We start from the raw sequence: 24,638 nt of genomic DNA on the forward strand, positions 1-24,638 counted from the left end.
ATGCGTCAACACCACCGCGGTTGCGGCATCGCGGCACTTTGCCTGCGCAAGGCCAAACCGCTAAGAGACTGTTTCGAAATTCGCTCTGGCGAGTCATATGGTGGTGGTTTCGAGAACCGTAGCGCAGCGGACATATGGTCCGTGAGCTCAGTTCTACTGCACGCAGTAGAACGGGGAAGCGCAGAAAACGCCATCAGATGGCCGCCAGAGTAGAATTTCCAAACAGGCTCCAAGACTGTCGCACCGGCGCGGCATCGAGCCGGCGCGATGATTTCTGCAGGCGGACTTTTGTAATGATGCGTTCTATCCTGGTCGGCATTCTCGTCCTGATGGCAGCCGGCATCGGCTGGCTGACCTTCGACTGGTATCGCGGCCATTATGGCGGCGAACCGTTCGGCGCGCCCTTCACCCTCGTGGACCAGAAAGGCGCACCTATCACCGAAGCCGCCTTCCGGGGGCAGCCCAGCGTCGTCTTCTTCGGCTTCACCCACTGCCCCGAGGTTTGCCCAACCACCCTGTTCGAACTGTCCGGCTGGCTGAAGACGCTCGGCGACGACGGCAAGACCTTGCATGCCTATTTCGTCTCGGTCGACCCGGAGCGTGACACGCCGGCGGTGATGAACGCCTATGTGAGCAATTTCTCCGACCGTATCACCGGCATCACCGGCGACCCGGACAAGGTCCATGCCATGGCCAAGTCGTTCGGCATCTACTGGAAGAAGGTCGACACGGGCGACGGCGACTACACGATGGACCACACGGCCTCGGTGCTGCTGCTCAACTCCAAGGGCGACTTTGCCGGCACGATCGCCTATGGCGAAAGCGCCAGCGCCGCCGTGGAGAAGCTGAAGCGCCTCGCGGCCAAGGGTTGACAAGAATTCATATGACCCAGACGCGGCTGCATTTCACCACCGGCAAGATCGAGGCTGAGCGCATTTTCGCGGCGCTTGAGCTGGCCTTCGAGGATGAAGGCCTGCCGATCGCCGTGCTCGAGGTCGACGAAGACCAGGACATCCACGAGGTCTCGCTCTATGCCGATGGCGATGTCGATACGGTCGAGGCGCGGGTCAAGGACATTCTCGCCGGCCTTGCTTTGTCGAAGCCGGTCGAGCGCGAAGTGCTGCCTGACATCGACTGGGTGGCGCGTTCGCTGGAGGGCCTGAAGCCAGTGCGCGCCGGCCGTTTCTTCGTCCACGGCGCGCATGACCGAAGGAAGCGCCACAGCGGCGAACTCGCCATCGAGATCGAGGCCGGCCTTGCCTTCGGCACCGGCCATCACGGCACCACATCAGGCTGCCTGGAAATGCTGGAGAAAGTGGTGCGGCGCGAGCATCCGCGCAATGCGCTCGACCTCGGCACCGGCAGCGCCGTGCTGGCCATCGCCGTCGCCAAGCTGGCGCATATTCCGGTGCTCGCCACCGACATCGACCCGGTGGCGGTGAAGGTCGCCGCCGCCAATGCGCGGCTCAATCACGTCAAGGCGCTCATCGAAACGGTTACCGCACCGGGCTTTCACCACCCGATCTTCGGCAGGCGTGCCCCCTTCGATCTGATCGTCGCCAACATATTGGCGCGGCCGCTGATGCGGCTGGCGCCGCAAATGGCCGGGCACATCGCACTTGGCGGCTCGATCGTCCTGTCAGGCATTCTCGAGCGCCAGCGCGACGCCGTCATCTCGGCCTATGTCGGCCAGAATTTCCGGCACGTGCGCACCTTGTACCGCGAAGGCTGGGTGACGATCCACCTCAAGCACTGAGACCGGCAAGGCAATTGCCGATCCCCGACAGTCCCAACACCTAGAACTTGATGCCCAGATTGGCCTTGAACCCATTGTCGAAGGCATTCCGCCCAAACTGTCCGGCATAGGATAGGCCAAGGGTGGCGTTGCGCGCCAGCTGCACGTCGAAGCCGGCCTCGACCAGCATCGCATCCCTGGCGATCGGCACGCCGGCAATGGTGAAGCCGTCACCGCCGGCAAAGGCGACGGTCGACAGCGGCGTCAAATCGCCGAAGGCATGGCGCCAGCCGAACGTGCCGCGCGCGGTGGCCGCCACGCCGCCAAGGATGATGTCGGTGGAGGCCCTGACGCCGAGCGTAGTGAAGGTCGCATCCGACGTCGAGCTGCTGCTGGTCAGCGCCGCGGCGCCGCCGCTCTCCGCGAAGCCGTCCGTGTGCAGGTTCACATAAGCGAGATTGGCGAAGGGCTCGAAGGCAAACGGCTCGGCATCGGTCTTGTAGACCAGCTCGCCGAAGGCCTGCGCGGTCGCGGCGTCGTAGTCGGCCAAAAGACTGTCGGCAAAACCCTGGAAGGCGACGGAGCGCGATGTCGAGATCCGGTGCCAGGTGTAGGCGGTCCCGGTGCGGAAGGCGATGGCGCCCCAATTGGTCCCGCCATAGAGGCCGAGATGATAGTTGTCGCTGTCGCCGGAGGAATGCCTGTCGTCGGCATCGAAGCTGGTGCGGCTGTAGCCGCCGACCACGCCGATGCGCCAGTCGCCGGCCAGGCCGTCGGCGCCGACCAGTAGGCCACCCGTCGAACGGTCGAAGGCGGCCGCATTGCCGTCGCTGTCGGCACCGCCCCAGGAGCCAAAACCCTGCGACCAGATGGCGAAGCTATCCGTGTCGGCGACAACCGGCTGAACGCCGTCCTCGCCATAGGCCATGACCGGCAGCGAGGCGGTCTTGCCGCTGTCGCCGAAGGCTCCGCGCAGGCGCGCCGTCACCGCGTCCTGCAGCAAGTGGCTGTCCTGGAGAAGCATGCCCTTGGCCGAGGCATGGATTTCGCCCGAAAGCTGGTCGAAAGCAGCCTGCGCCGCCGCATCGCTCGGCAAGGCAAGCATCGCGCTGACCAAGGCACTGCTAGCCGCGCTGCCCAGCCCGTTACCGGTGGCGATCTGGTTCGGTGTCACGCCAGCGGAGCTGAAGGTCTTCGTCTGGGTGACGTCGACATAGGCATGCGTCGCATCCGACGTGGTGCTCAGCTTAACGAAGGCCGAGACCTGCGGATCGCCCACCAGGGTGAAGGTCCCGCCGACGCTGGCGGCTTCGAGCACCGTGTAGCGGGTTCCCGCCACCAGGTCGCTCGGCCCAATGTTGGTCACGGTCAAGCCGGCGCCGCTGACGATAGTGGCCGCGCCGGACACGTGGATCAGATCAGAAAGACCAGCTGAATTGAGTTCCACCGCATAGGTTGAGCCGGCCTCGAACTTGGCGGTGTTGTTGACGGTCAGCGTGCCGATCGCGTTTTTGCCGGGCGCGACCGTGCCGGAGGCATCGAGCACGCCAACCGTGCCGCCGCCGCGGAGTGTGGCGCCGCTGTCGACTGTAACCCCCGCATTGCCAAGCGAGCCGGAGACCAGCAAAGTGCCGGCCTTTACCTCAACCCCGCCCGACAACGGGCTCGAACCCGACAGCTCGAAAGTTCCCGTCCCGTCCTTGATCAGCCCGTTGCCGCCGGTGATGACGCCCGAAAAGACCGTCGAGCCGTTGTTGCCTCCGGTCGTCAGTCTGCCTGCCCCGGCATTGACCGCTCCCGCGCCGGCGAGCGAACCAATCGCCTGGTCGAAATTGTTGAAATCAAGCGTTGCGCCACTTTCGATCGTATAGGCGCTGTTTGCGCTGAAAATGCTGGCGCTCAGGCCCGCCTTCAGCGTGCCCTGGGCGACGTCGGTGGCCGTGGCATAGGTGTTGTTGCCGGCAAAGCCGTCCACCGTCAGCGTTCCGGCTCCTGTCTTGGTGAACGTCCCGCTCGGCGTGCTGTCGTCTCCCATGCTGGCGCTCGTGGTGACGTCGAAGCCGTTCGTGTCGATGGTGCCGCCGGCGGCGCCGAACAGGATCGAAACATTGGCAAGGGTAAGGTTCGCGCCCGCCTGCAGCGTGCCCCCATCCAGCGTGATCGGACCCAAACCCAAAGCATGATCGGCCGTAACCTGGATTGTTCCCTGCTCGATCCGTGCGCCTAAGCCGAAACTGTTGCTGTTGTTGGTCAGCACGAGCGTGCCGGCGCCGGTCTTTACGATCGCAGAGCCCTCGTCATAGTCCGAAATCAGGCCGGTATAGGTGGCCGTTCCCGAACCGACGTGAATGGTCGGGCCGGCGTTGACGAGCAGATCGTTGGCGATCGAAATACCGGACTGGATATCGATCACCGTTCCACCGAAGGCGGAGAGCGGACCGGTTCCAAGCGCGCTGTTGTTGCCGAGGCTGAGCGTGCCGCCATAGAGGTTGGTGCCGCCGGTGTAGGTGTTTGCTCCATTCAAGGTAAGCAAGCCATCACCGCTCTTGGTGAGGCCCGCGCCCGAGATCACTCCATCCGCCGTAAAATGAGCACCGCCATCAACCGTGAAAACGGTGTCGGAGGCCAGATTGAAACTGGCGCTTGCGTCCAGATCGGGAATGAAATTGTTCGTTTGCACATTGATCGCGGCCTGCCCGGAGGCAGCGAAATTCAGGCCGCCGTTTGTAAACCGGTAGCCGCCAGAGGTGCTCGTGGCATTCAAGTTCAGCGTGCCGACCGTGTAAGGTCCGCCCGACAGGTCAACGCCATAGCCGAGCCCCTGATCCGCAGCATCGTGGTTGAAGTTCGCGACCGCATCGACGCCGTTGGGAACAGTTGCGGGAGTCCAGTTCGCGGCCGTACCCCAATTGCCGCTGCCGTGAACGAAATCCTCGGCCGCGGCGGCACCAGACATGATCGGCGTCATGGCGCCCGCAACAAGACCGGCTATCAGCAGAGCCGAAAGCGACGTGGACGACAAAAGCGAGCCCGCAAGCCGGACATACACCTCGCCTTTGGCACGCGCCGCGGAAACAGGTTGTCTCATCCAAATCCCCCCGACCAACCATCTATTGGCTGAATCGACCCCTTGAAGCCCCTGGCGACGCCACGAAACACGCTGCCGAGATGTAAGCCGTAAAGATTACCGGAACCAAGCAACATAGAGCTCGGAAAGAAATCAGAATCCGTTGCGAATTTGCATCAATCAATAGTTGGCCACACCAGATGCCAGACTGCGAACAAGCACGGTTTTTGCCGGCTGACTGGCTCGGAATATAGTCCTCATTTTCAACATCGATCCTGCGACCGCCGCGTGGCCAGCATCGTGGTTTTCGACAACATGCCGGAATCGGTCCATCAACACCAACCTTGACCGGTGGGCCCCCCTTACGACCAAGACAAGAAAACCCGAAACAGATAGCTTCCCGTGCGAAGTGACGCACGCCCAAAAAACAGCGGTTACTGACTTTTTCTGGTTACAATTGTCGGGCGCCGACAGACAGGGCAGCAATGCCGGGTCGTGTCCGGGAGGCAACGACTACCCAACCTTCGTGCCGCCGCTGGACCAGCCCCATTTGGTTGTCAGCCAGCCAGCGCTGTAGCAGGTTGCGCCAACCGGAAATCGATTCCGATTTCCGGACCCATAGGCTACGGTCGCGCAGACATCAGGAGGCCCATCATGTTCCAGACCTTCGATTCCGCGGGCGACCCTTCGGTTGGCAAGCCGCGCGTGGCGGCGCTGCGCCAATGGCTGGCGGCCAATGGCCTCGACGGCTTTATCGTCCCGCGCGCCGACGAGCATCAGGGCGAATATGTCGCCGATCGTTCGGCGCGGCTGAAATGGCTGACCGGTTTCAGCGGCTCGGCCGGTGTCGCCATCGTGCTGCGCGACCGCGCCTTCATCTTCGTCGACGGGCGCTACACGCTGCAGGTGCGCAGCGAGGTCGATCTCGACATTTTTTCGGTCGAAAGCCTGGTCGACAACCCGCCCGCTGTCTGGCTCAAGGACAATATCGGCAAGGGCGCGCGGCTGGGCTTCGATCCATGGCTGCACACGATCGGCGAGGTCAAGGCGCTGCAGACCTCGGCCGACAAGACCGGCGCGGTGCTGGTGCCGCTCGAGAAAAACCCGATCGACATCATCTGGAAGGACCAGCCCGCCGCGCCGGTGACGCCGGTCGAGCTGCACCCGATCGGCTTTGCCGGCGAACTCGCCAAGGACAAGCTGGCGCGGCTGGCGACCGCGATCGGCAAGGACGGCGCCACCCATGCGGTGCTGACCGACCCCTCCTCCATCGCCTGGACCTTCAACATCCGTGGCGGTGACGTGCCGCACACGCCGCTGGCGCTCGGCTTCGCCATCCTCGCAGCGGATGGGTCGCACCAGTTGTTCATGGACAGCCGCAAATTCTCGCGCCAGGTTGCGGCTTATCTCACCCAACTTGCCGATCCGCACGAGCCTGGCGAATTCGAGGCGGCGATCGCAGCGCTTGCCAAGGGTGGCGCGAAAATCGCGCTCGACCCGGTGCTGGCGGCCGACCGGCTGCGCATGCTGGTCGAGGACAATGGCGGCACGGTGGTTGCTGCGCCCGATCCGGCCCGCATCCCGCGTGCCACCAAGAACCAGGCCGAAATCAACGGCTCGCGCGCCGCGCACCGTCGTGACGGCGCGGCGGTGGCCAAGCTTCTGTGCTGGCTAGAGCGGCAAAAACCCGGCTCGCTCGACGAGATCGCGGTCGTCACCAGGCTGGAGGAGAGCCGCCGGCAGACCGGCGAGGAAACGCAAATGCCGCTGCGCGACGTGTCCTTCGACACCATTTCCGGCGCCGGCCCGAACGGCGCCATCATGCATTACCGCGTGTCGCGCGCCACCAGCCGAAAGCTGCAGGCGGGCGAGCTGTTCCTGCTCGATTCCGGCGCGCAGTATCAGGACGGCACCACCGACATCACCCGCACCGTGCCGATCGGCCAGCCGACCGAGGAGATGCGCGAACGCTTCACGCTGGTGCTGAAGGGCATGATCGGCATTTCCACGCTGCGCTTTCCCGCCGGCACGCGCGGCTCGGAGATCGACGCCATCGCCCGCATGGCGCTGTGGAAGCATGGCTGCGACTTCGCCCACGGCACCGGCCATGGCGTCGGCTCTTATCTCGCCGTGCATGAAGGTCCGCAGCGCATTGCCCGCACCGGCACCGAAAAGCTGCTCGAAGGCATGATGCTGTCCAACGAACCCGGCTATTACAAGGAAGGCGCCTACGGCATCCGCATCGAAAACCTCATCCTGGTGACGCCGGCCGAACAGATCGAGGGCGGCGATATCGCCATGCATGGCTTCGAGACGCTGACGCTGGCGCCGATCGACATCAGGCTGGTGCGTTCAGACCTCTTGACGCGCGAGGAGCTGCATTGGCTTGACACCTACCATGCCCGGGTGCTGGCCGAGATCGGGCCGATGCTCGACGGCGAGACCCTGGCCTGGCTGGAAAAAGCGACAGCGCCGCTGCCGCACGACGCCAAGATTTGATTTTCTGACGCACCGGGGGCGTATCGAGATTCAGGGCAGGACGAGCCGGAGTCGAAGACGGGCGCAAGGCAACCAAACAAGGTGGTTTCCGAGAACCGGAGCGGAGCGTACGTTTTGTACGTGAGCTCAGTTCTACTGCGACGCAGTAGAACGAGGAAGCGCAGGAAGCCGCCGTTTGCAGGCCGTCATCACCTGAATATCGACACGCCCTACCCCACGAACTGCCGCGCCAGGATCAACACCGCCGCGCCCGCCAAAAACATCGACATCAGCCCGCCGCGCAGCGAAACCGCGGCCGTGACGACCAATGCCGCCCATTCCGCCGGTCCGGCATTCAGCAGCTCCGGCGCCACCAGCGTCGTCAGCACCGCCGCTGGCACGGCGTTGAGGCCGGCCTCGACGCGCGGATGGATGTTCTCGAAGCGGGAGATGACCAGATGCCCGCCGATACGCGTGAGATAGGTGGCGATCGCGCCGGCGATGATGATCCAGAAAGTCGTGCTCATGGCCTCGTCTCCACGCCGCTATGGTGCGGTGGCAGGATGACGGCGAGCAGCACACCGGCAATGGCGCCGATCGAGACATGCCAGGGCGAGCCGACCGTCTTGTAGGCGATGATCGAGGCGCACGCACTGGCGACCACCACCGGCAGCCACAACGGCCGCTTGCGGAAGCCCATCACCAGGCCAAGGAAATAGATCGGCAGCAGGAAATCGATGCCCAGCGCATGCGTGTCGGGGATGAGCTTGCCGAACACAGCACCCAGCGCGCTTTCGACCACCCAGAACACATAGACCGGCAAGCCAAGCCCCAGATACCAGGCGAAGCCGACCGTCTGGCCGGACGCCGCCCTCGCCTCGGCCACGGCGAACTGCGGATCGGTGAGGATGAAATAGCCGATCACTTGCTGGAAGACAGGCCAGTGCGCGATGCGACGGCCGATGCCGGCGGAATAGAGCACATGGCGGAAGTTGACGGCGAAGATCGACAGCACGATCAGCCACGGCGCGACATGCTGGCCGAACAGCTGGATGCCGACCATCTGGCTGGCGCCGCCATAGACCAGCGCGCTCATCAGAAAGGCTTCGAGGACCGAGAAACCATTGTCGACGGCAAGCGCCCCGAACAGCACCGCGAACGGCGCCGACGCCACGACGACAGGCATGGAAAGCCGCACGCCTTGCCAGAAGTCGCTTCTTGTGCCGCTCTCGGAAATCACGTCCGTCGCCATCGATCGCTCCAGGGTCGAAACCGTCGATGTAGGTAGTGCAGCCCGCCTTGTCACACGAATTCGCTTGAGCCAAACGATCAGCGGAAATGATCGTCGCCGGGTTCGAGATGGAACTCAGTCCTTTGCGATTCTACCCTCGATCGCCCTGCCCCAGTCGAGCAGCGGCTTGGCGCGCATGGTGAAATCGACGAGTTCCTCGACCAGTTCCGGCCCGTGAATGCCGGCCGGATCAACGACATGGCGGACGGCAAAATGCCGGTTGCGGATCGCGGCGACAAGATCCTTGTCCGTGACGTGCTCGAAGCCCCGCGGCGTGCGTTTCATGGCGTCTTCGGCGCTAAGCTCGAGGCCGTTCTTCTTCAGCGCCTTCACCATGGCGCGAAACCTGTCGGGCCACGTCTCGATGGCGCGCCGCATCGCCAGCAGCAGCGCTGCCTCCGGCTGCCACCAGGCGACGCCGGCAAAGCAGCCCTCAAGCCCGATATGGATGTAGAACACGCCCTGCACGGCCTTGCTGCCGTCGGGAGACAGGATCGCCGAGACATGCCGGTTGTACGGCCGCTTGTCCTTGGCGAAACGCACGTCGCGATTGATGCGGAACAGCGACTTCTTGCGGTCACCGCGCAAACCGAGCCCTGCCTCTGCAAAGCGCTGTGTCAGCGTGTCGACGAGATCGCCAAGAGGATCGCGCAGTTCCTGTTCGAACAGGTCGCGATTCTCCAAAAACCACTCCCGGCTCTGGTGGAAATCCAGCGCCTTCAGGAACGGAATGGCCTTTGGGCCGAAGCCTTTGAACGCCATCACGCCTTGCCGACCCGTTGCAGCCAGGTGTCCTCGTCGATGACTTCGACGCCGAGTTCGCTGGCAAGCTTGAGCTTGGAGCCGGCGCCGGGTCCGGCGACCAGCAGGTCGGTCTTGGCCGAAACCGAGCCGGCGACCTTTGCGCCGAGACGTTCGGCCATCGCCTTGGCTTCCGAGCGCGTCATCTTCTCCAGCGTGCCGGTGAAGACGATGGTCTTGCCGGCGACCTCGCTGTCGGCCGAGACGGTGACGATATAGGGCTTGGGCTTGACCTGCTCGAGCAGCTTGTCGAGCACGTCGTCATTGCGCTCATTGCCGAAGAAATCGCACAGCGCATCGATCACCGTGTCACCGATGCCGTTGACCGATGGGAAGACGGTGTGCGGATCCTCCGCCGCCGCCGTCTCTTTGCCGACGCGGATCAGTTCCTCGATGGTGGAAAAGGTCTTGGCGAGCACGGCCGCCGTCGTCTCGCCGATGTGGCGGATGCCGAGCGCGAAGATGAAGCGATCGAGCTCCGGTTCGCGGCGCGAATCGATGGCTGCGAACAGCTTGTCGAGGCCTTCATAGTTGCGATCCTCGACACTGCGCACGTTCTTGCGCGTCTTGCCGGACGCCGCTTCGCGCTGCCTGGCCTGCTCCTCGCGTCGCTCGGCCAGCGCCTTGGTGACGGCGGGACGGCGATCCCTGAGCGTAAAAATATCGGCGGCGGTCTTGATCAGCCCGGCATTGAAGAAAGTGTCGATGTTTTCGGCGCCCAGTCCCTCTATATCGAGCGCCCCGCGCGAGACGAAATGGCGCAATCTTTCCACGGCTTGCGCGGCGCAGATCAGTTCGCCGGTGCAGCGTCGGCGGGAATCCTCCTTGCCGGTCTTCTCGTTGATCTCGCGCGTCGCCGGCGAGCCGCAGACCGGACAGGTGTGCGGGAATTCGTAAGGCACGGCATCGGCCGGACGCTTGTCGATGACGACACTGACGATCTGCGGAATGACGTCTCCCGCCCGCTGGATCACCACCGTGTCGCCGATGCGCACGTCGATGCCGTCGCGGATCGGCAGGCCGTTGCTGTCGAACCCCTTGATGTAGTCCTCATTGTGCAGCGTGACATTTTCGACCACGACGCCGCCAACGGTGACGGGCGCAAGCCTTGCGACCGGCGCCAGCGTGCCGGTACGGCCAACCTGGATGTCGATCTTCTGCACGGTCGTCATTGCCTGTTCGGCCGGGAATTTGTGGGCAACCGCCCAGCGCGGTTCACCGGTGACGAAACCCCAGCGGCGCTGCAACTCCAGCTGGTCGACCTTGTAGACGACACCATCAATGTCATAGCCGAGCGAGGAGCGTTGCTCCTCGATCAGATGGTACTGCGCGACCAGTTCCTCGACCGACTTCGCCCGCACCATCAAAGGGCTGATCTTGAACCCCCAGTCCGCGAATTTTTGCACCGATTCATACTGGGTCGGCGCTGGATCCGCGGTCGTGAAGCCCCAGGCATAGGCGAAGAATTTGAGATTGCGGCTGGCTGTGACCGAAGCATCCTTCTGGCGCAGCGAGCCGGCCGCCGTGTTGCGCGGATTGACGTAATCCTGGCCGCCGGCCGCCGCCGAGCGCGCTTTCAGCGCCTCGAACTCCGCATAGGTCATGTAGACCTCGCCGCGTATCTCGATGACATCCGGCCAGCCCGAGCCTTTCAGCTTCGCGGGGATATCGGCGATGGTTCGGAGATTGGCGGTGATGTCCTCACCGACGGCGCCGTCGCCGCGCGTCGCGCCCTGCACGAACACGCCATTCTCATAGCGCAACGACGCCGACAGCCCGTCGATCTTCGGTTCGGCGGTGAAGGCGATATCGAGGTCCTTGTCGCGGTCGAAGAAGCGCCGGCCGCGCTCGATGAAATCGGTGACATCCTCGTCGGTATAGGCCTTGGCGAGGCTGAGCATCGGCACGGCATGGCGCACCTTGGCAAAGCCCTCCGCCGGCGGCGCACCGACCCTGCGCGACGGCGAATCCTCGCGCACCAGGCCGGGAAAACGCTCCTCGATGGCAAGGTTGCGCCGCCGCAGCGCATCATATTCGGCGTCCGTGATCGTGGGCGCGTCCTCGGCATGGTAGCGCCGGTCGTGCCCGGCGATCTCCTCCGCCAGGCGCTTCAGCTCGGCTTCAGCCTCGCTTTCGCTGAGCGAATCGACAGGTTTTTCGGCCATGCTTTTCTTCCCCGAACGGTGGCGCGCCACAATAGAGCATGATCCCGAAAAGTGGGAACCGCTTTTCGGAAAAGATCATTCCTGAACAGCAGGATGGAGCCATATCCTGACTCGCTGCCATATCCTGCCCCGTCAATGACGCTGGATGGCCTTACGCCGCGTTTGTGTTCTCGCGCAGCAGCCTTTCGGCGGCGGCGCGTGCCTCGTCGGTGATCGTGGCCCCGGCCAGCATGCGGGCGATCTCTTCCTGCCGCGCCGGCCTGTCCATCTCGGCAATGCCCGTCGCCACACGGTCCGTGCTGCCCGATTTTGAGATCAGGAAATGCGTCGCCGCGCGCGCCGCAACTTGCGGCGCATGGGTGACCGACAGTACCTGCACGCGCTTCGACAGACGCGCCAGCCTTTGGCCGATGGCATCCGCCACGGCGCCACCGACGCCGGTGTCGATTTCGTCGAAAACCAGCGTCGGCGCCGAGCCACGGTCGGCCAGCGCCACTTTCAGCGCCAAAAGGAAGCGCGACAGCTCGCCGCCCGACGCCACCTTCATCATCGGGCCTGGCCGCGTGCCGGGGTTGGTGCGCACCCAGAACTCGATCTGGTCGATGCCCTCTTCCATGCGGGTCTCGGCTTCGCTCTTCATCTCGACGATGAAGGCGGCGCGTTCGAGTTTCAGCGCCGGCAACTCGGCCATGACAGCCTTGGTCAGGCCGACCGCCGCCGCGTGGCGAAGCGAGGAAAGCTGTGCCGCGGCGATGTCATAGGCCTCGCGTGCCGCGGCGGCCTGCTTTTCCAGCCCGTGCAGGCGTTCCTCGCCGGCGTCGAGATCGGCGAGATCGGCAACCATCGTGTCGCGCAATTGCGCCAGATCGTCGACGGCGACACTATGCTTGCGAGAGGCCGCGCGCAGCGAAAACAGCCGCTCTTCCGCCTTCTCCAGCCGCTGCGGGTCATACTCCGTGGCGCGAAGTGCCGCCTCGACGCCGGATTGCGCCGCGTCGAGCGACAGCATGGCTTCGTCCAGCGACTTGACCACATCCTCGAGCAGGCCGGGCGCCTCCGTCGCCTTGCGCTGCAGCCGTCTCAGCAGGCTGGCGAGCTGCGGCAAGGGCGAGGACGGGCCGGACAGCACATCCTGGGCGTCATGGATTTCGGAAGCGATCTTTTCGGCGCGCATCATATGGGCGCGCAATTCGGCAAGTTCCGTCTCCTCGCCGGGCTGCGGATCGAGCTTGGTCAGTTCCGTCACCGCGGCACGCAGGTAATCTGCCTCGCGCGCCGCCGCCGCCACCTTGGCGCGGTGGCGTGTAAGCTCCTGCTCGCCGGCGCGCCAATGGCGCCAGGCTTCGCCGGTCGAGCGAACCGCGCCGAGATGGCCGCCGAAAGCGTCGAGCACGTCGCGGTGGGCGCCGGGATCGACCAAGGCGCGCTCGTCGTGCTGGCCGTGGATCTCGACCAAAGCGCGCCCGACATCGCGCATCAGGGTCACGCTGGACGGCTGGTCGTTGACGAACACGCGGGTACGGCCGTCCGCCGTCTGCACACGGCGCAGGATGATGTCGCCATCGTCCTCGATGGCGTTTTCGACGAGCAGCGCCCGCACCGGATGGTTGCGCGGCACATCGAACACGGCAATGACCTGGCCCTGTGCAGCGCCATGGCGCACCAGAGAAGCGTCGCCGCGCGCGCCGAGCGCCAGCGACAGGGCATCGAGCAGGATGGATTTGCCGGCGCCGGTTTCACCCGTCAGCACGGAAAGGCCCGGCTGGAAGTCGATATCCAGCTTCTCGATCAGGACGATATCGCGGATCGACAGTCTGGAAAGCATCAGAACCCGGACCTCAGGCAATTCCAGGAAAAGGGCGTAGCGTTTTTCCCATGGGAATTGCGTAGAACAAAAAGTTAGGACGGCTCAGCGCTTCAATCAAACCACTGAACCGCCGTGGAGCGGCACGCGACCGATCGGAGTCGCAGCGCCGCACTATCTTTTTGTTTCAGCATCGGATCAATCCGAAAAGCGCGCTACGCACGCTTGCGCCTGACAGATCAGGCGCCGGTGATCAGCTTGCCGGCCTTGGAAATCCACGATCCGGCATTCTCGCGCGGCGAAAGCCCATTGCTCTGCAGGAGCTTGTAGGAATCCTTGTACCACGGGCTGTCGGGATAGTTGGTGCCGAGCACCGCGGCGGCCGTCTGGGCCTCCGAGGTCAGCCCCATCGCGTAATAGCTTTCGGTGAGGCGAGCCAACGCTTCCTCGACGTGACGCGTGTTGGAATAGTTCTCCACCACGGTGCGGAAGCGTTTGACGGCGGCGATATATTCGCGGCGCTCCAGATAATAGCGACCGATCTGCATTTCCTTGCCGGCGAGCTGGTCGTTGGCGAAGCGGATCTTCTCCTTGGCGTCGTCGACATATTCCGACGTCGGCCAGCGCGTGACCAGATCCTGCATCGTCTGCAGCGTCTGGCGCGCTTCCTTCTGGTCCTGCGTCACGTCCTTGATCTGGCGATAATAGCTCAGGCCGATAATGTACTGCGCATAGGGCGCGTCATCGGTGGACGGATAAAGCGCCAGATAGCGCTTAGCCGACGAGATCGCTTCGTCGTAGCTGCCCTTTCGATAGTCGGCGAAAGCGCCCATCACCATCGACTTGCGGGCCCATTCCGAATAGGGGTGCTGGCGGTCGACGGCGTCGAACTTCTTGCTCGCCTCGTCCAGGCGTCCGGCATTCAAATTGGCGAGACCCTGGTTGTAGAGAACGTCGGCCGGCTCGGTCTGGTCGACATATTTCGACAGGTCGATGTCTTTCTCCGACGACATGCAGGCCGACAGAAAGAGCGATGGAACAACCAGCGAAAGCGCCAGGAGAACAGACCGCTGGGGCGCTTTCGATTGACCGACTCGCTTGAAGAACATGATTGGATTGCGCCCTTTCGGCGTTATTTCAGTGCCTCTTGCATGCTGTTGTCTCAAAACTGGTCCCCACTTTTGAGCGACATGCACTAATCGACGGCGCAGCCATAAACCATAACCGCCTTGCCCGGCAACGCTATCTCCGGGCAATCGCGCATTTTTGTGGCGGCGCGGCGACGCTGGCGCATCGCTGTAATTTCGTCGAGCGCTGATGCATTCCTGCAACAGTTGGCATCCCGCTGCAGGGTGCGAAAACAGTGCGGAGTTCAGATCATCCAGGGCGCGTAGAGAGGCGCATTGACGGCGCTCATCTCTGCCGCGCGGCCACGCTCGCGGCGGGTCGTCTCGACGATCTCGAAGGCCGTGCGGTCCGACAGCAGACGCCGCAGCGCCGCCGCGTTCAGCCTGTGGCCACCGCGATAGGAACGGAAACAGCCGATGAAGCGGGCGCCGGCCAGAGCGAGGTCGCCCATGGCGTCAAGCGTCTTGTGGCGCACGAATTCGTTGGGATAACGCAGGCCGCCCATATTGATGACGCGGTTGTCGTCACCGATCACCAGGGAATTCTCGAGCGAAGAGCCAAGCGCATAGCCGGCCGCCCACAACCGCTCGACATCCTTCATGAAGCCGAAGGTGCGGGCGCGCGCAATATCGCGGCGAAAAATGTCGGCATTGATGTCCGACGCAAAGAGCTGACGGCCGATGGCCGGGCTTTCGAAATCGATCTCGACCTCGAAGCGGGTGCCGTCATAGGGCCTGAACTCCGCCCAGGAAGCACCGTTCTCGATGCGAACCGGCTTGACGACCCTGATATAGCGCCGCTTGACCGGCAGCGTCTCGATGCCCGCCTGGTCGATGGCCTCCACGAAGGCCATTGCGCTGCCATCGAGGATGGGAACCTCGTGGCCGTCGATCTCGATGAGAACATTGTCGATGCCGAGCCCGAACAACGCGGCCATGATGTGCTCGACCGTGGCGATATGCTCGCCCGAGGGATCGCCAAGCATGGTGCACAGATCGGTGGCGCCGATCTCGGAAAACAGCGCGCGGAACTCGCGGCCCTGCCCTTCGGCGCTGACCAGCTGAAACACGATGCCGGTATCGGCATCCGCCGGCAGGAAACTGATGGAAACTTCTTTGCCGCTGTGAACGCCGGTGCCCGTAAGCGACGCGCGCGTCTTCACTGTCGTCTGGTAGTCGTGCAAGACAATCCCCATAAGCCCGATATGCCTAAGTCCGCTTCTCCAGCCCGAGGGCGCGGCTCTTGTTAAATCGGCAGGCAGGGCCACTTCCCCGAAATCCCGGCAGACCGACTATGGTAGGCAGCGAAGATAATGTCCCGCCAAGGAGACTCCAAATCACGGTTTTTTACCCTCTGTAACCGCGAACCAGAGTAAGCTCCACATCGTAACTATTTGATTCTACAGCACTTAAAACGTTAACAGGCAAGCAATTCCTTGCTTGCCTGTTAACAATTGTTACGGTCCGTTAACCGCTCAGTTGGCCTGGCGGCGCAGGAACGCCGGAATCTCCAGCTGATCGTCGTCCTGAGTCGCCCTGGTCTGCGGCGTCAGGCGGCCCTGGTCGTCCAGCTGGCCGCGGCGCGGCGCATAGAGCTGGGCGTCCTGGCTGGCGAGACGGCGCACTTCAGGCGCTGCCTGGCGCAGCTTCGGCTCGCGCGGTTGCGCCGGCTGCAGCCTTGCGGGTTCCTCCTCGCGGCGGGTCAGGCCGTTGGTCAGGCGCTTCAACAGACCCATCGGGCCGCTGTTGTTCTCGTGGTCCACCGGGCGGCTCTTGGCGTCGACCTCGGCCTTCACCACCGGCGGAAAGTCCTCGACGCGCGGCATGCGCTGCGGTGCCATCGCCACCGGCTGCTGGACCTCGCGCAGCATTTCGCGCGGCTGCGGGGCCGGCTGCATCTGCTGGACAACCGGCTGCGGCATTGGCTGCTGCGGCGGCGCCTGGAAGATCTTGCTCTGCGGGCGGAAATCGTCCGCATGGGCGACAGGAGCCGGACGGGCCTGCGCCATGGCGGCGGCGTTTGCCTCGGCAAGCTGGATGGCCTCGGCGACCGGGTCCGCGGCGCGCGGCTCGTAGACAGGCTGCTGGACCGGCGCCGGGCGGCTCTCCACGGCGGCCACGGCCGGACGGACGGCCGGCTTCGGCGGAGCCGTGCGGATCGAGATCGGCGCCGCGGCGATTTCAGCGGCCGACTTGTCGATGCCGGTGGCGACCACCGAGACGCGGATGACGCCTTCGAGTTCCTCGTCGAAAGTAGCGCCGAGGATGATGTTGGCATCCTGGTCGACTTCCTCGCGGATACGGGTCGCCGCTTCGTCGACTTCGAACAGGGTCAGGTCGCGGCCGCCGGTGATCGAGATCAGCAGGCCCTTGGCGCCCTTCATCGAGGTCTCGTCGAGCAGCGGGTTGGCGATCGCAGCCTCTGCGGCGGCCATCGCACGGCCCTCGCCCGAAGCTTCGCCGGTGCCCATCATCGCCTTGCCCATTTCGCGCATCACCGAACGCACGTCGGCGAAGTCGAGGTTGATCAGGCCTTCCTTGACCATCAGGTCGGTGATGCAGGCGACGCCGGAATAGAGCACCTGATCGGCCATGGCGAAGGCGTCGGCGAAGGTCGTTTTGTCATTGGCCAGCCGGAACAGGTTCTGGTTGGGGATGACGATGAGGGTGTCGACGCATTTCTGCAGTTCCTCGATGCCCAGATCGGCCGTCTTCATGCGGCGCTGGCCTTCGAAGTGGAACGGCTTGGTGACGACGCCGACGGTGAGGATACCCTTTTCGCGCGCGGCGCGGGCAACGACCGGAGCAGCACCCGTGCCGGTGCCGCCGCCCATGCCGGCGGTGACGAAGCACATGTGGGTGTTGGACAGATGATCGATGATCTCGTCGATGCACTCTTCAGCCGCCGCGCGGCCGACTTCCGGCTGTGAGCCGGCGCCGAGGCCTTCGGTGACATGCGCGCCGAGCTGGATCAGCCGGTCGGCCTTCGACATGGTCAGCGCCTGCGCGTCGGTGTTGGCCACGACGAACTCGACACCGCGCAAGCCCGCGGTGATCATGTTGTTCACGGCATTGCCGCCGCCGCCGCCGACACCGAACACGGTGATGCGCGGCTTAAGCTCGGTGATGTCCGGCTTCTGCAGATTGATGGTCATTGTCTCCGTCCTTTGCCTTTCACGCCGCTTCGCCGCCGCGGCCGCCTATGGGGCTGTCCCCGTCAATTAGAAACTGTCTCTCAACCACTGACTCATGCGATGCAGTTTTCCACCCGTTCCGGTCATCCTGAGACCGGAAATGCCTTTTGCAGGATGGCTCTCAAAACTCGCCATCTGCGGATAGATCAGAAGCCCGACGGCGGCCGAGAAGGCCGGTCCCTTCGCCGCTTCGGGCAGGCCCGCCACGCCGAGCGGGCGGCCGATGCGCACATTGCGCCCCAGGATGCGGCGCGCCGCTTCCGGCAGGCCGGCCAGCTGGCTGGCGCCGCCGGTCAGCACGACACGCTTGCCGACGGCATTGCCGTAGCCGGACTTGTTCAGCCGGTCGCGCAACAATTCGAGCGTCTCGTCGATGCGGGCGCGCACGATGCGCGTCATCACCGAACGCGGGATCTGCAGCGGCACGTCGCCATCGTCGCCGATCGGCTGGATCGAGACCAGGTCGCGGTCATCGGCACTGCCCGGCAGCGCCGAGCCATGCATGACCTTCAGCCTTTCGGCGGCGTCGAGCGAGGTCGAGAGCCCCTTGGCCATGTCGAGCGTGACGTGATTGCCGCCGATGGCGATGGCGTCGCCATGAACGAACTTGCCTTCCGAAAACACCGAGATCGTCGTCGTGCCGCCGCCCATGTCGATGCAGGCGGCACCCAGTTCCAACTCGTCGTCGACCAGAGCCGCCAGCCCGCTGGCATAGGGCGTCGCCACCATGCGCTCGACCGACAGATGCGAACGGTTGATGGAAAGCTCCAGATTGCGCATCGGCGCTGCGTCACCCGTCAGCACATGCATGTCGACGCCAAGCGCGTCGCCGACCATGCCGCGCGGATCGCGCACGCCGCGCTCGGCATCGAGCGAGAAGCCGACGGGCAGCGAATGGATCACCTCGCGCTCGGCCTTGAGCGCCTGCTTGGCGCCGGCGCCGAGCACACGCTTGATGTCGGCCTCGTCGGCCTCGTGGCCGCCAAGATTGATGGTCGCCGAGAAGGCTTCGCTCTTCAGCCGGCCGGCGGTCATGTTGACGATGAGCGAATCGACCGTCAGCCCCGCCATGCGCTCGGCGGCGTCGACGGACAGGCGGATGGCATGCTCGGCCCGGTCGAGATCGACGACCACGCCCGACTTCACGCCTTGCGACTTCTGATGACCGATGCCGATCACCTGGATCCGGTGCGAACGGCCGCGCAACAGCTTGCCGTCATCGTTCGGCTTGAGCTTGGCCACCATACAGCAGACCTTGTTCGAGCCGACATCCAGCACCGTCAGAGTGCCGGACCGGCGCGACGAGGCATCGCCTGAACCGCCAAGCCAGCTCATATCTTCGTCTCCGACTTGCGCTTGAGGGTCTTCGGCTTTTCGTTGAGCGCGGCCTCGCGCTGCGTCGCCGCTTCGGGCGTCAGCTCCACGACCAGCCGGTCTGTCAGGCGCATGTCGACAGCGGCGATGTCGCGCGACAAAAGCCCCTTGTCCTTATCCATCTTGGCCAGTTGGGCGAGTGCCTGGTCTTCCTCGTCCTCGGGCAGCTTGACGGTGATGCCGTTGTCGAGCTTCAGGTCCCAGCGGCGATCGCCAACGCGGATATAGCCTTTTACGCGGGTCGCCAGGTCCGGGTACTTTTCGACCTTGGCCAGGAAGTCCGGCGCCTTGGCCGGCGCGCCCTCGCCGATCAGTAACGGCAGCAGCACCTGCTTGCCGCCGGAGAACGGCGCGATGACAGCGCCATCCTTCTCGATGACCGAGAGATCATTGCCTTGCTGCCAGAGCGCGAAAGCCTCGCGCTCCTCGACGCGCACTTCCAGCGTGTGCGGATAGACCTTGCGCACCGCCGCCACTTCGATCCACGGCAGGCCGGAGATGCGCTCGCGCGCGGCCTCCGCGTCGAAGCCGATCAGCGAGGTCCAGCCATCGAGTTCGAGCCTGTCGAGAATGTCGATCTCGGAGGTCTGGCGGTTGCCGACCACCTTGACCTGATCGACGGCGAAGCCGGTGCGGGCGGTGATGCTCTGGATGATGCCGTCGGCATGACCGCCGAGATAGGCACCATAGGCGCCGCTCGAAGCGAGCAGCACCGCCGACATCATCGCGGCGGAGAAGCGCGGCGCCTCGAATTCACCATCACCCAGGCGCGCCAGGATACGCACCGGGCGGCGAAGCATGCGCGGCAGCACGAAATGGCCTGATGACAACGACAAGCCGAACAGCGACGGCCCGGCCGCGCCCTTCCCCTTGCCTTGTCCCCATTTCAACGCAGACACGAAGCGTCCTCCACCATCCAACTCAACAACTCACCAAACGAATGCCCGGCATGGGCCGCAATTTCAGGCACCAGAGACGTCGGCGTCATGCCCGGCTGAGTGTTGACCTCGAGCCATACAACTTCGCCATTTTCGGAGTGACGATCGTCATAACGGAAGTCCGACCGGGAAACGCCCCGACAGCCGACAGCTTGGTGAGCCTTGAGCGCCAGTGTCTGTATTTTTTGGTAAATATTCGGTGAAACTTTTGCGGGGCATTCGTGTTTTGATCCGCCCGCGACATATTTTGAATCGTAATCGTAGAAGGAATGGCCGGTCGGAATGATCTCGCAGACGCCGAGCGCCACATCACCCATGACGGCGCAGGTCAGCTCGCGCCCGTGGATATAGCGCTCGACCATGACGGTATCGCCATATTTCCACTCGGACGAGCCTACGACCTGCGGCGGATGCGACTGCCCCTCCGACACGATGACGACGCCGAAGCTCGACCCCTCATTGACCGGCTTGATCACATAGGGCGGCTTCATCGGATGCTTGTTCTGGATGGCGAAGCGATTGGCGACCTTCGATTCGGCGACAGGCACACCCACCGTTTTGACGATCTTCTTCGCCTGCTCCTTGTTCATGGCGAGCGCCGAGGCGAGCACGCCGGAATGGGTGTAGGGAATGCCGAGATATTCGAGGATGCCCTGGATGGTGCCGTCCTCGCCGAACGGGCCGTGCAACGCATTGAAGGCGACGTCAGGCTTGAGTTCGGCAAGCACCGAGCCGACATCGCGCCCGACATCGACGCGGGTGACCTGGTAACCCTCATTCTCCAGCGCATCGGCACAGGCCTTTCCGGAAGACAGGGACACGGGCCGCTCGGACGAAAAACCTCCCAGCAGGACGGCCACATGCTTGCTTTTCATTCCCCGTCATCCCCTCTCACGGCGGACCAAAAACCAAGATTTCCGCAACATTGAGTCCGAGTCTCCCGGCAGGTTGCCCCCCAGACGGAAAACGCGGGTAACGCGTCGAACGACTCAAATCAGGAAACGCTTTCCAGCAGAGAATCAGAGAGTTGATTCACTGGCAAGTGCTTATGATTCCGAGAGATTCACTTTCTGAGAAAATGGCTGCGAAAACCGTGCCGCTGAGTCCCTGGAGCAACGGTTTTGCGCGTTTTGGGAAGGTGCTGAAGTTCATGCATCACATGAACTTCAGCACAGGTCAGAGAAGCTGACCCAAAAACTCCTGAACGGCATGTCCGGGCCGGAAATTGCCGATGCGCTTGATCTCCCACTGCAGCCGGATGCCCGAATGTTCGAGCACGCGGGCGCGCACCGTCTCGCCGAGATATTCAAGGTCGTAGCCGGTCGCAGTGCCGGTGTTGATCATGAAATTGCAGTGCATCGGCGACATCTGCGCGCCGCCGATCATCAGGCCACGGCAGCCCGCCTTGTCGATCTCCTTCCAGGCCGACGTGCCTTCGGGATTCTTGAAGGTCGAGCCGCCGGTCTTTTCGCGGATCGGCTGCACGGTCTCGCGGTGATTCTGCACCGCATCCATCGCCGCCTTGATGGTGGCCTTGTCCTCGGCAAAGCCTTCGAACACGGCCGAGGTGAAGATCAGCCCGACAGGGGCCGCCGAATGGCGATAGGCATAGCCCATCTCGGCATTGCTCATCGTCTGGACATTGCCCTTGCGGTCGAGCGCACGCACCTCGACCACGCGCTCGCGCGTCTCCACGCCATTGGCGCCGGCATTCATCCTCAGCGCCCCACCGATGGCGCCCGGAATGCCGTGGTAGAAATGGAAGCCACCAATGCCGGCTTCCAGCGCCAAGGCCGCGACACGCTTGTCGGGCGTGGCGGCACCCGCCTTGATCCTGATCGGCGAAACGATCTCGGCCTCACCAAAGCCCTTGGCCGAAAGCCGGATGACGAAGCCTGGAATGCCCCCGTCTCTGACCAAAAGGTTCGAACCGACGCCGACAATCGTCAGGGGGATTTCTTCAGGAACCGCGCGCAGGAACGCGGCAAGGTCTTCTTCATCGGCCGGCTGGAAAAACACCTCTGCCAGGCCGCCGGCGCGGAACCAGGTGATCTTGTCCATCTCGGCATTTGGCGTGAGACGGCCGCGCAGGCCGGCAAGCCGGTCACCAAGTCTGTCGATCAGGGCCTGGCCGTGCATCATGAGGCGGCAAGCTCCTTTGGCAGAGCATAGGCCCATTGGGTGATGTTGCCGGCGCCGAGGAAGACGACGAAGTCGCCGGGCTTGGCCAGGCCGCGAATGATCGGCGCGATCGCTGTCGGCCCCTCGATATAGCGCGCGTCACGATGACCGCCGGCGCGGATGCGCGACACCAGTTCGTCCGAGCTGACGCCGTCGATCGGGTCTTCGCCGGCAGCATAGACCGGCGCGACAATCACCGTGTCGGCGTCGTTGAAGCAGGCGGAGAACTCGTTGAACAGATCGTGGAGCCGGGTGAAGCGGTGCGGTTGGGCAATGGCGATGACGCGGCCCTTGGTGGCGCTGCGCGCCGCCTTCAGCACCGCCGAGATCTCGACCGGATGGTGGCCGTAATCGTCGAACACATCGACGCCGTTCCAGGATCCGGTATGGGTGAAGCGGCGCTTGACGCCGGCGAAGGACGACAGGCCCTTCTTGATCGCCTCGCCGGACAGGCCGAGCTCATGCGCGACGGCGATCGCGGCGGTGGCGTTGGAGACATTGTGGCGGCCGGGCATCGGCAGGCGCAGGCCTGAAATCGTGCTCTGGCTGCCGGTCTTGCGGTCGCGGATCACCACGTCGAATTCGGAGGTGGCGCCCGCCATGCGGTGGTTGGTGAAGCGCACATCGGCTTGCGCGTTCTCGCCGTAGGTGATGACGCGGCGGTCCTCGATGCGGCCGACCAGCGCCTGCACTTCAGGATGGTCGGTGCACATCACGCCAAAGCCGTAGAACGGCACGTTCTCGACGAACTGGCGGAACGCCTCGCGCACCTTGTCGAAACTGCCATAGTGGTCGAGATGTTCGGGATCGATGTTGGTGACGACGGCGATGTCGGCCGGCAATTTGAGGAAGGTGCCGTCGCTCTCGTCGGCCTCGACCACCATCCACTCGCCGTCGCCCATGCGCGCATTGGTGCCATAGGCATTGATGATGCCGCCATTGATGACGGTCGGATCGAGCCCGCCGGCTTCGAGCAAGGTCGCGACCATCGAGGTCGTCGTCGTCTTGCCATGCGTGCCGCCGATCGCCACCGCCTGGCGAAAGCGCATCAGCTCGGCCAGCATTTCGGCGCGGCGCACGATCGGCAGCAGCTTTTCGCGCGCGGCCTTCAGTTCCGGATTGGTCTTCTTGATCGCCGTCGAGACGACCACCACCTCGGCATCGCCGAGATTCTCGGCCTTGTGGCCGACGAAGCATTCGATGCCCTTGTCGCGCAGCCGCTGCACATTGGCGCTGTCGGCCTGGTCGGACCCTTGCACCTTGTAACCGAGATTGTGCAGCACCTCGGCGATGCCGCTCATGCCGATGCCGCCAATGCCGATGAAATGCACAAGGCCGATGGTCTGCGGCATCTTCATGCTTGCGTCCCTTTCTTGAAATCCGAAACGGTTTTTTGGGACGCAATAGCCTCTGTGAGATCGGCGAGCAACCGTGCCGCGTCCGGCCTGCCGACCGATTTCGCGCCCGCGGCCATCGCCGCCAGCCGCTCGGGATTGTCCATCAGCCCGCCAATCAGGGCCGCGATGCGCTCGGGCGACAGCGTCGATTGCGGGTGCACCTCGCCGCCGCCGGCGGCGGCAAGGGCCGCCGCGTTCGCCGCCTGGTCGTGGTCGAGCGCAAAGGGATAGGGCACCAGCAGCGCCGGCCGGCCGATGACGGCGATCTCCGAGACGGTCGAAGCACCGGAGCGCGAGATCACCAGATGGGCAGCGGCCATGCGCGCCGCCATGTCGGTGAAGAAGGGCGAGACCTCGACGGCGACGCCAAGCGCGGCATAGGCCGTCTTCACCCGCGCCACGTCATCCGCGCGCGCCTGCTGGGTGATCACCAGCCGTTTGCGCTGTGCATCGGAAAGCAGCGCGATGGCGCCCGGCATGGCATCGGAAAAGAATTGCGCGCCCTGGCTGCCGCCGAACACCAGCAGGCGGAACGGCTCTTGCCCCGTCGATGCCGCATAAGGCGTCTTGGCCGCTTCCAGCACCGCCGGCCGAACCGGATTGCCCGTCGTCACCGTCTTTTCGCCGGCGGCACTCGTATCCTGCGGCAGGAAGCCGCCGGCTATGGCATCGACACGGCCGGCCAGCGCCCTGTTGGCGCGCCCCATCACCGCGTTCTGCTCATGGATCAGCGTCGGCACCTTGCGCCGCGTCGCCGCATAGAGCGGCGGCAGGGTCGGATAGCCGCCAAAACCGACCACCGCGTCCGGCTTGATCCGTCCGATAATGGTCGAGGCCTGGCGCACGCCGCGCCAGATTTTCCAGAAGGCGCCGAGCACGGCGATCGGATTTTTCGAGCCCATCGTCGCCGACTGGATCGGATGGACTGCGGCAGCCGGGAAATGGCCGGCAAATCGCTCGGCGCGGTCGTCAGTCGCCAGATGCACCGTCCAGCCGCGCCCGTTCAGCTCATGCGCCAGCGCCTCGGCCGGAAACAGATGTCCGCCGGTTCCGCCCGCCGCGAGTAGGATGACGCCTCTCGCCATG

At 64.1% G+C, this 24,638-nt stretch carries 18 protein-coding genes; 3 read left to right on the top strand and 15 right to left on the bottom strand.

The features are described from left to right. Positions 1 to 293: 293 nt before the first annotated feature. A complete protein-coding gene (locus MAFF_RS07245; RefSeq protein ID WP_032930809.1) occupies positions 294 to 872 on the top strand; it encodes an SCO family protein in 579 nt (192 codons plus the stop codon). Between the two features lie 11 nt (positions 873 to 883). Then, positions 884 to 1,756, top strand: a complete 873-nt coding sequence (locus MAFF_RS07250; protein WP_010910237.1) for a 50S ribosomal protein L11 methyltransferase — start codon at positions 884 to 886, stop codon at positions 1,754 to 1,756. Positions 1,757 to 1,796: 40 nt separating this feature from the next. On the opposite strand, the gene MAFF_RS07255 is transcribed toward MAFF_RS07250, so the two are convergent. After that, positions 1,797 to 4,823 carry an autotransporter outer membrane beta-barrel domain-containing protein gene (locus MAFF_RS07255; protein WP_010910238.1) on the bottom strand — a complete coding sequence of 1,009 codons (3,027 nt, stop codon included), beginning with the start codon at positions 4,821 to 4,823 and terminating at the stop codon, positions 1,797 to 1,799. A 633-nt stretch (positions 4,824 to 5,456) separates the two neighbouring features. Here MAFF_RS07255 and MAFF_RS07260 point away from each other — a divergent pair. Further along, positions 5,457 to 7,301: an aminopeptidase P family protein gene (locus MAFF_RS07260; protein ID WP_044548030.1), complete on the top strand. Its 1,845-nt coding sequence runs from the start codon at positions 5,457 to 5,459 to the stop codon at positions 7,299 to 7,301. A gap of 209 nt (positions 7,302 to 7,510) precedes the next feature. Here the strand turns inward: MAFF_RS07260 and MAFF_RS07265 are convergent, their stop codons facing one another. The 14 genes from MAFF_RS07265 to murG form a co-directional block, all read right to left on the bottom strand. Beyond that, positions 7,511 to 7,807: an AzlD family protein gene (locus tag MAFF_RS07265; RefSeq protein WP_010910240.1), complete on the bottom strand. Its 297-nt coding sequence runs from the start codon at positions 7,805 to 7,807 to the stop codon at positions 7,511 to 7,513. Further along, positions 7,804 to 8,532, bottom strand: coding sequence for an AzlC family ABC transporter permease (locus MAFF_RS07270; protein ID WP_010910241.1), 729 nt, complete (start codon positions 8,530 to 8,532; stop codon positions 7,804 to 7,806). The genes MAFF_RS07265 and MAFF_RS07270 overlap by 4 nt, the downstream gene beginning before the upstream one ends. Positions 8,533 to 8,646: 114 nt before the next feature. Further along, positions 8,647 to 9,336, bottom strand: a complete 690-nt coding sequence (locus tag MAFF_RS07275) for a DUF2461 domain-containing protein (RefSeq protein ID WP_010910242.1) — start codon at positions 9,334 to 9,336, stop codon at positions 8,647 to 8,649. Next, positions 9,333 to 11,537: an NAD-dependent DNA ligase LigA gene (gene ligA / locus MAFF_RS07280; protein WP_010910243.1), complete on the bottom strand. Its 2,205-nt coding sequence runs from the start codon at positions 11,535 to 11,537 to the stop codon at positions 9,333 to 9,335. The genes MAFF_RS07275 and ligA overlap by 4 nt, the downstream gene beginning before the upstream one ends. 151 nt (positions 11,538 to 11,688) lie before the next feature. Beyond that, entirely contained in the window at positions 11,689 to 13,362 is a 1,674-nt protein-coding gene (gene recN, locus MAFF_RS07285; RefSeq protein ID WP_010910244.1) for a DNA repair protein RecN, read from the bottom strand. A 218-nt stretch (positions 13,363 to 13,580) separates the two neighbouring features. Beyond that, a complete protein-coding gene (locus MAFF_RS07290; RefSeq protein ID WP_010910246.1) occupies positions 13,581 to 14,450 on the bottom strand; it encodes an outer membrane protein assembly factor BamD in 870 nt (289 codons plus the stop codon). 263 nt (positions 14,451 to 14,713) lie between these two features. Continuing rightward, the gene (gene lpxC / locus MAFF_RS07295; protein WP_010910247.1) at positions 14,714 to 15,664 is read right to left on the bottom strand and encodes a UDP-3-O-acyl-N-acetylglucosamine deacetylase; all 951 of its coding nucleotides are present in this window, start codon (positions 15,662 to 15,664) and stop codon (positions 14,714 to 14,716) included. Between the two features lie 279 nt (positions 15,665 to 15,943). After that, positions 15,944 to 17,623: a cell division protein FtsZ gene (gene ftsZ / locus MAFF_RS07300; RefSeq protein ID WP_010910248.1), complete on the bottom strand. Its 1,680-nt coding sequence runs from the start codon at positions 17,621 to 17,623 to the stop codon at positions 15,944 to 15,946. A 66-nt stretch (positions 17,624 to 17,689) separates the two neighbouring features. Beyond that, positions 17,690 to 18,997, bottom strand: coding sequence for a cell division protein FtsA (gene ftsA / locus MAFF_RS07305; RefSeq protein WP_010910249.1), 1,308 nt, complete (start codon positions 18,995 to 18,997; stop codon positions 17,690 to 17,692). Beyond that, positions 18,994 to 19,935 carry a cell division protein FtsQ/DivIB gene (locus MAFF_RS07310; protein WP_010910250.1) on the bottom strand — a complete coding sequence of 314 codons (942 nt, stop codon included), beginning with the start codon at positions 19,933 to 19,935 and terminating at the stop codon, positions 18,994 to 18,996. Before MAFF_RS07310 ends, ftsA begins: the two co-directional genes overlap by 4 nt. Further along, a complete protein-coding gene (locus tag MAFF_RS07315) occupies positions 19,923 to 20,849 on the bottom strand; it encodes a D-alanine--D-alanine ligase (protein WP_010910251.1) in 927 nt (308 codons plus the stop codon). The genes MAFF_RS07310 and MAFF_RS07315 overlap by 13 nt, the downstream gene beginning before the upstream one ends. Before the next feature lie 301 nt (positions 20,850 to 21,150). Further along, the gene (gene murB, locus MAFF_RS07320; RefSeq protein ID WP_044548032.1) at positions 21,151 to 22,116 is read right to left on the bottom strand and encodes a UDP-N-acetylmuramate dehydrogenase; all 966 of its coding nucleotides are present in this window, start codon (positions 22,114 to 22,116) and stop codon (positions 21,151 to 21,153) included. Continuing rightward, on the bottom strand, positions 22,113 to 23,513 hold the full coding sequence (gene murC / locus MAFF_RS07325; RefSeq protein ID WP_010910253.1) for a UDP-N-acetylmuramate--L-alanine ligase: 1,401 nt from the start codon (positions 23,511 to 23,513) through the stop codon (positions 22,113 to 22,115). The genes murB and murC overlap by 4 nt, the downstream gene beginning before the upstream one ends. Then, the gene (gene murG / locus MAFF_RS07330; RefSeq protein ID WP_010910254.1) at positions 23,510 to 24,637 is read right to left on the bottom strand and encodes an undecaprenyldiphospho-muramoylpentapeptide beta-N-acetylglucosaminyltransferase; all 1,128 of its coding nucleotides are present in this window, start codon (positions 24,635 to 24,637) and stop codon (positions 23,510 to 23,512) included. Before murG ends, murC begins: the two co-directional genes overlap by 4 nt. Position 24,638: the final 1 nt, after the last annotated feature.

This window comes from Mesorhizobium japonicum MAFF 303099, from assembly GCF_000009625.1.
Classification (GTDB): domain Bacteria; phylum Pseudomonadota; class Alphaproteobacteria; order Rhizobiales; family Rhizobiaceae; genus Mesorhizobium; species Mesorhizobium japonicum.

Bases quoted from the DNA above. Each gene is read 5' to 3' on its own strand.
- MAFF_RS07245 (WP_032930809.1), top strand. From the start codon at position 294: ATGATGCGTTCTATCCTGGTCGGCATTCTCGTCCTGATGGCAGCCGGC.
- MAFF_RS07250 (WP_010910237.1), top strand. From the start codon at position 884: ATGACCCAGACGCGGCTGCATTTCACCACCGGCAAGATCGAGGCTGAG.
- MAFF_RS07255 (WP_010910238.1), bottom strand. From the start codon at position 4,823: ATGAGACAACCTGTTTCCGCGGCGCGTGCCAAAGGCGAGGTGTATGTC.
- MAFF_RS07260 (WP_044548030.1), top strand. From the start codon at position 5,457: ATGTTCCAGACCTTCGATTCCGCGGGCGACCCTTCGGTTGGCAAGCCG.
- MAFF_RS07265 (WP_010910240.1), bottom strand. From the start codon at position 7,807: ATGAGCACGACTTTCTGGATCATCATCGCCGGCGCGATCGCCACCTAT.
- MAFF_RS07270 (WP_010910241.1), bottom strand. From the start codon at position 8,532: ATGGCGACGGACGTGATTTCCGAGAGCGGCACAAGAAGCGACTTCTGG.
- ligA (WP_010910243.1), bottom strand. From the start codon at position 11,537: ATGGCCGAAAAACCTGTCGATTCGCTCAGCGAAAGCGAGGCTGAAGCC.
- recN (WP_010910244.1), bottom strand. From the start codon at position 13,362: ATGCTTTCCAGACTGTCGATCCGCGATATCGTCCTGATCGAGAAGCTG.
- MAFF_RS07290 (WP_010910246.1), bottom strand. From the start codon at position 14,450: ATGTTCTTCAAGCGAGTCGGTCAATCGAAAGCGCCCCAGCGGTCTGTT.
- lpxC (WP_010910247.1), bottom strand. From the start codon at position 15,664: ATGGGGATTGTCTTGCACGACTACCAGACGACAGTGAAGACGCGCGCG.
- ftsZ (WP_010910248.1), bottom strand. From the start codon at position 17,623: ATGACCATCAATCTGCAGAAGCCGGACATCACCGAGCTTAAGCCGCGC.
- ftsA (WP_010910249.1), bottom strand. From the start codon at position 18,997: ATGAGCTGGCTTGGCGGTTCAGGCGATGCCTCGTCGCGCCGGTCCGGC.
- MAFF_RS07315 (WP_010910251.1), bottom strand. From the start codon at position 20,849: ATGAAAAGCAAGCATGTGGCCGTCCTGCTGGGAGGTTTTTCGTCCGAG.
- murB (WP_044548032.1), bottom strand. From the start codon at position 22,116: ATGATGCACGGCCAGGCCCTGATCGACAGACTTGGTGACCGGCTTGCC.
- murC (WP_010910253.1), bottom strand. From the start codon at position 23,513: ATGAAGATGCCGCAGACCATCGGCCTTGTGCATTTCATCGGCATTGGC.
- murG (WP_010910254.1), bottom strand. From the start codon at position 24,637: ATGGCGAGAGGCGTCATCCTACTCGCGGCGGGCGGAACCGGCGGACAT.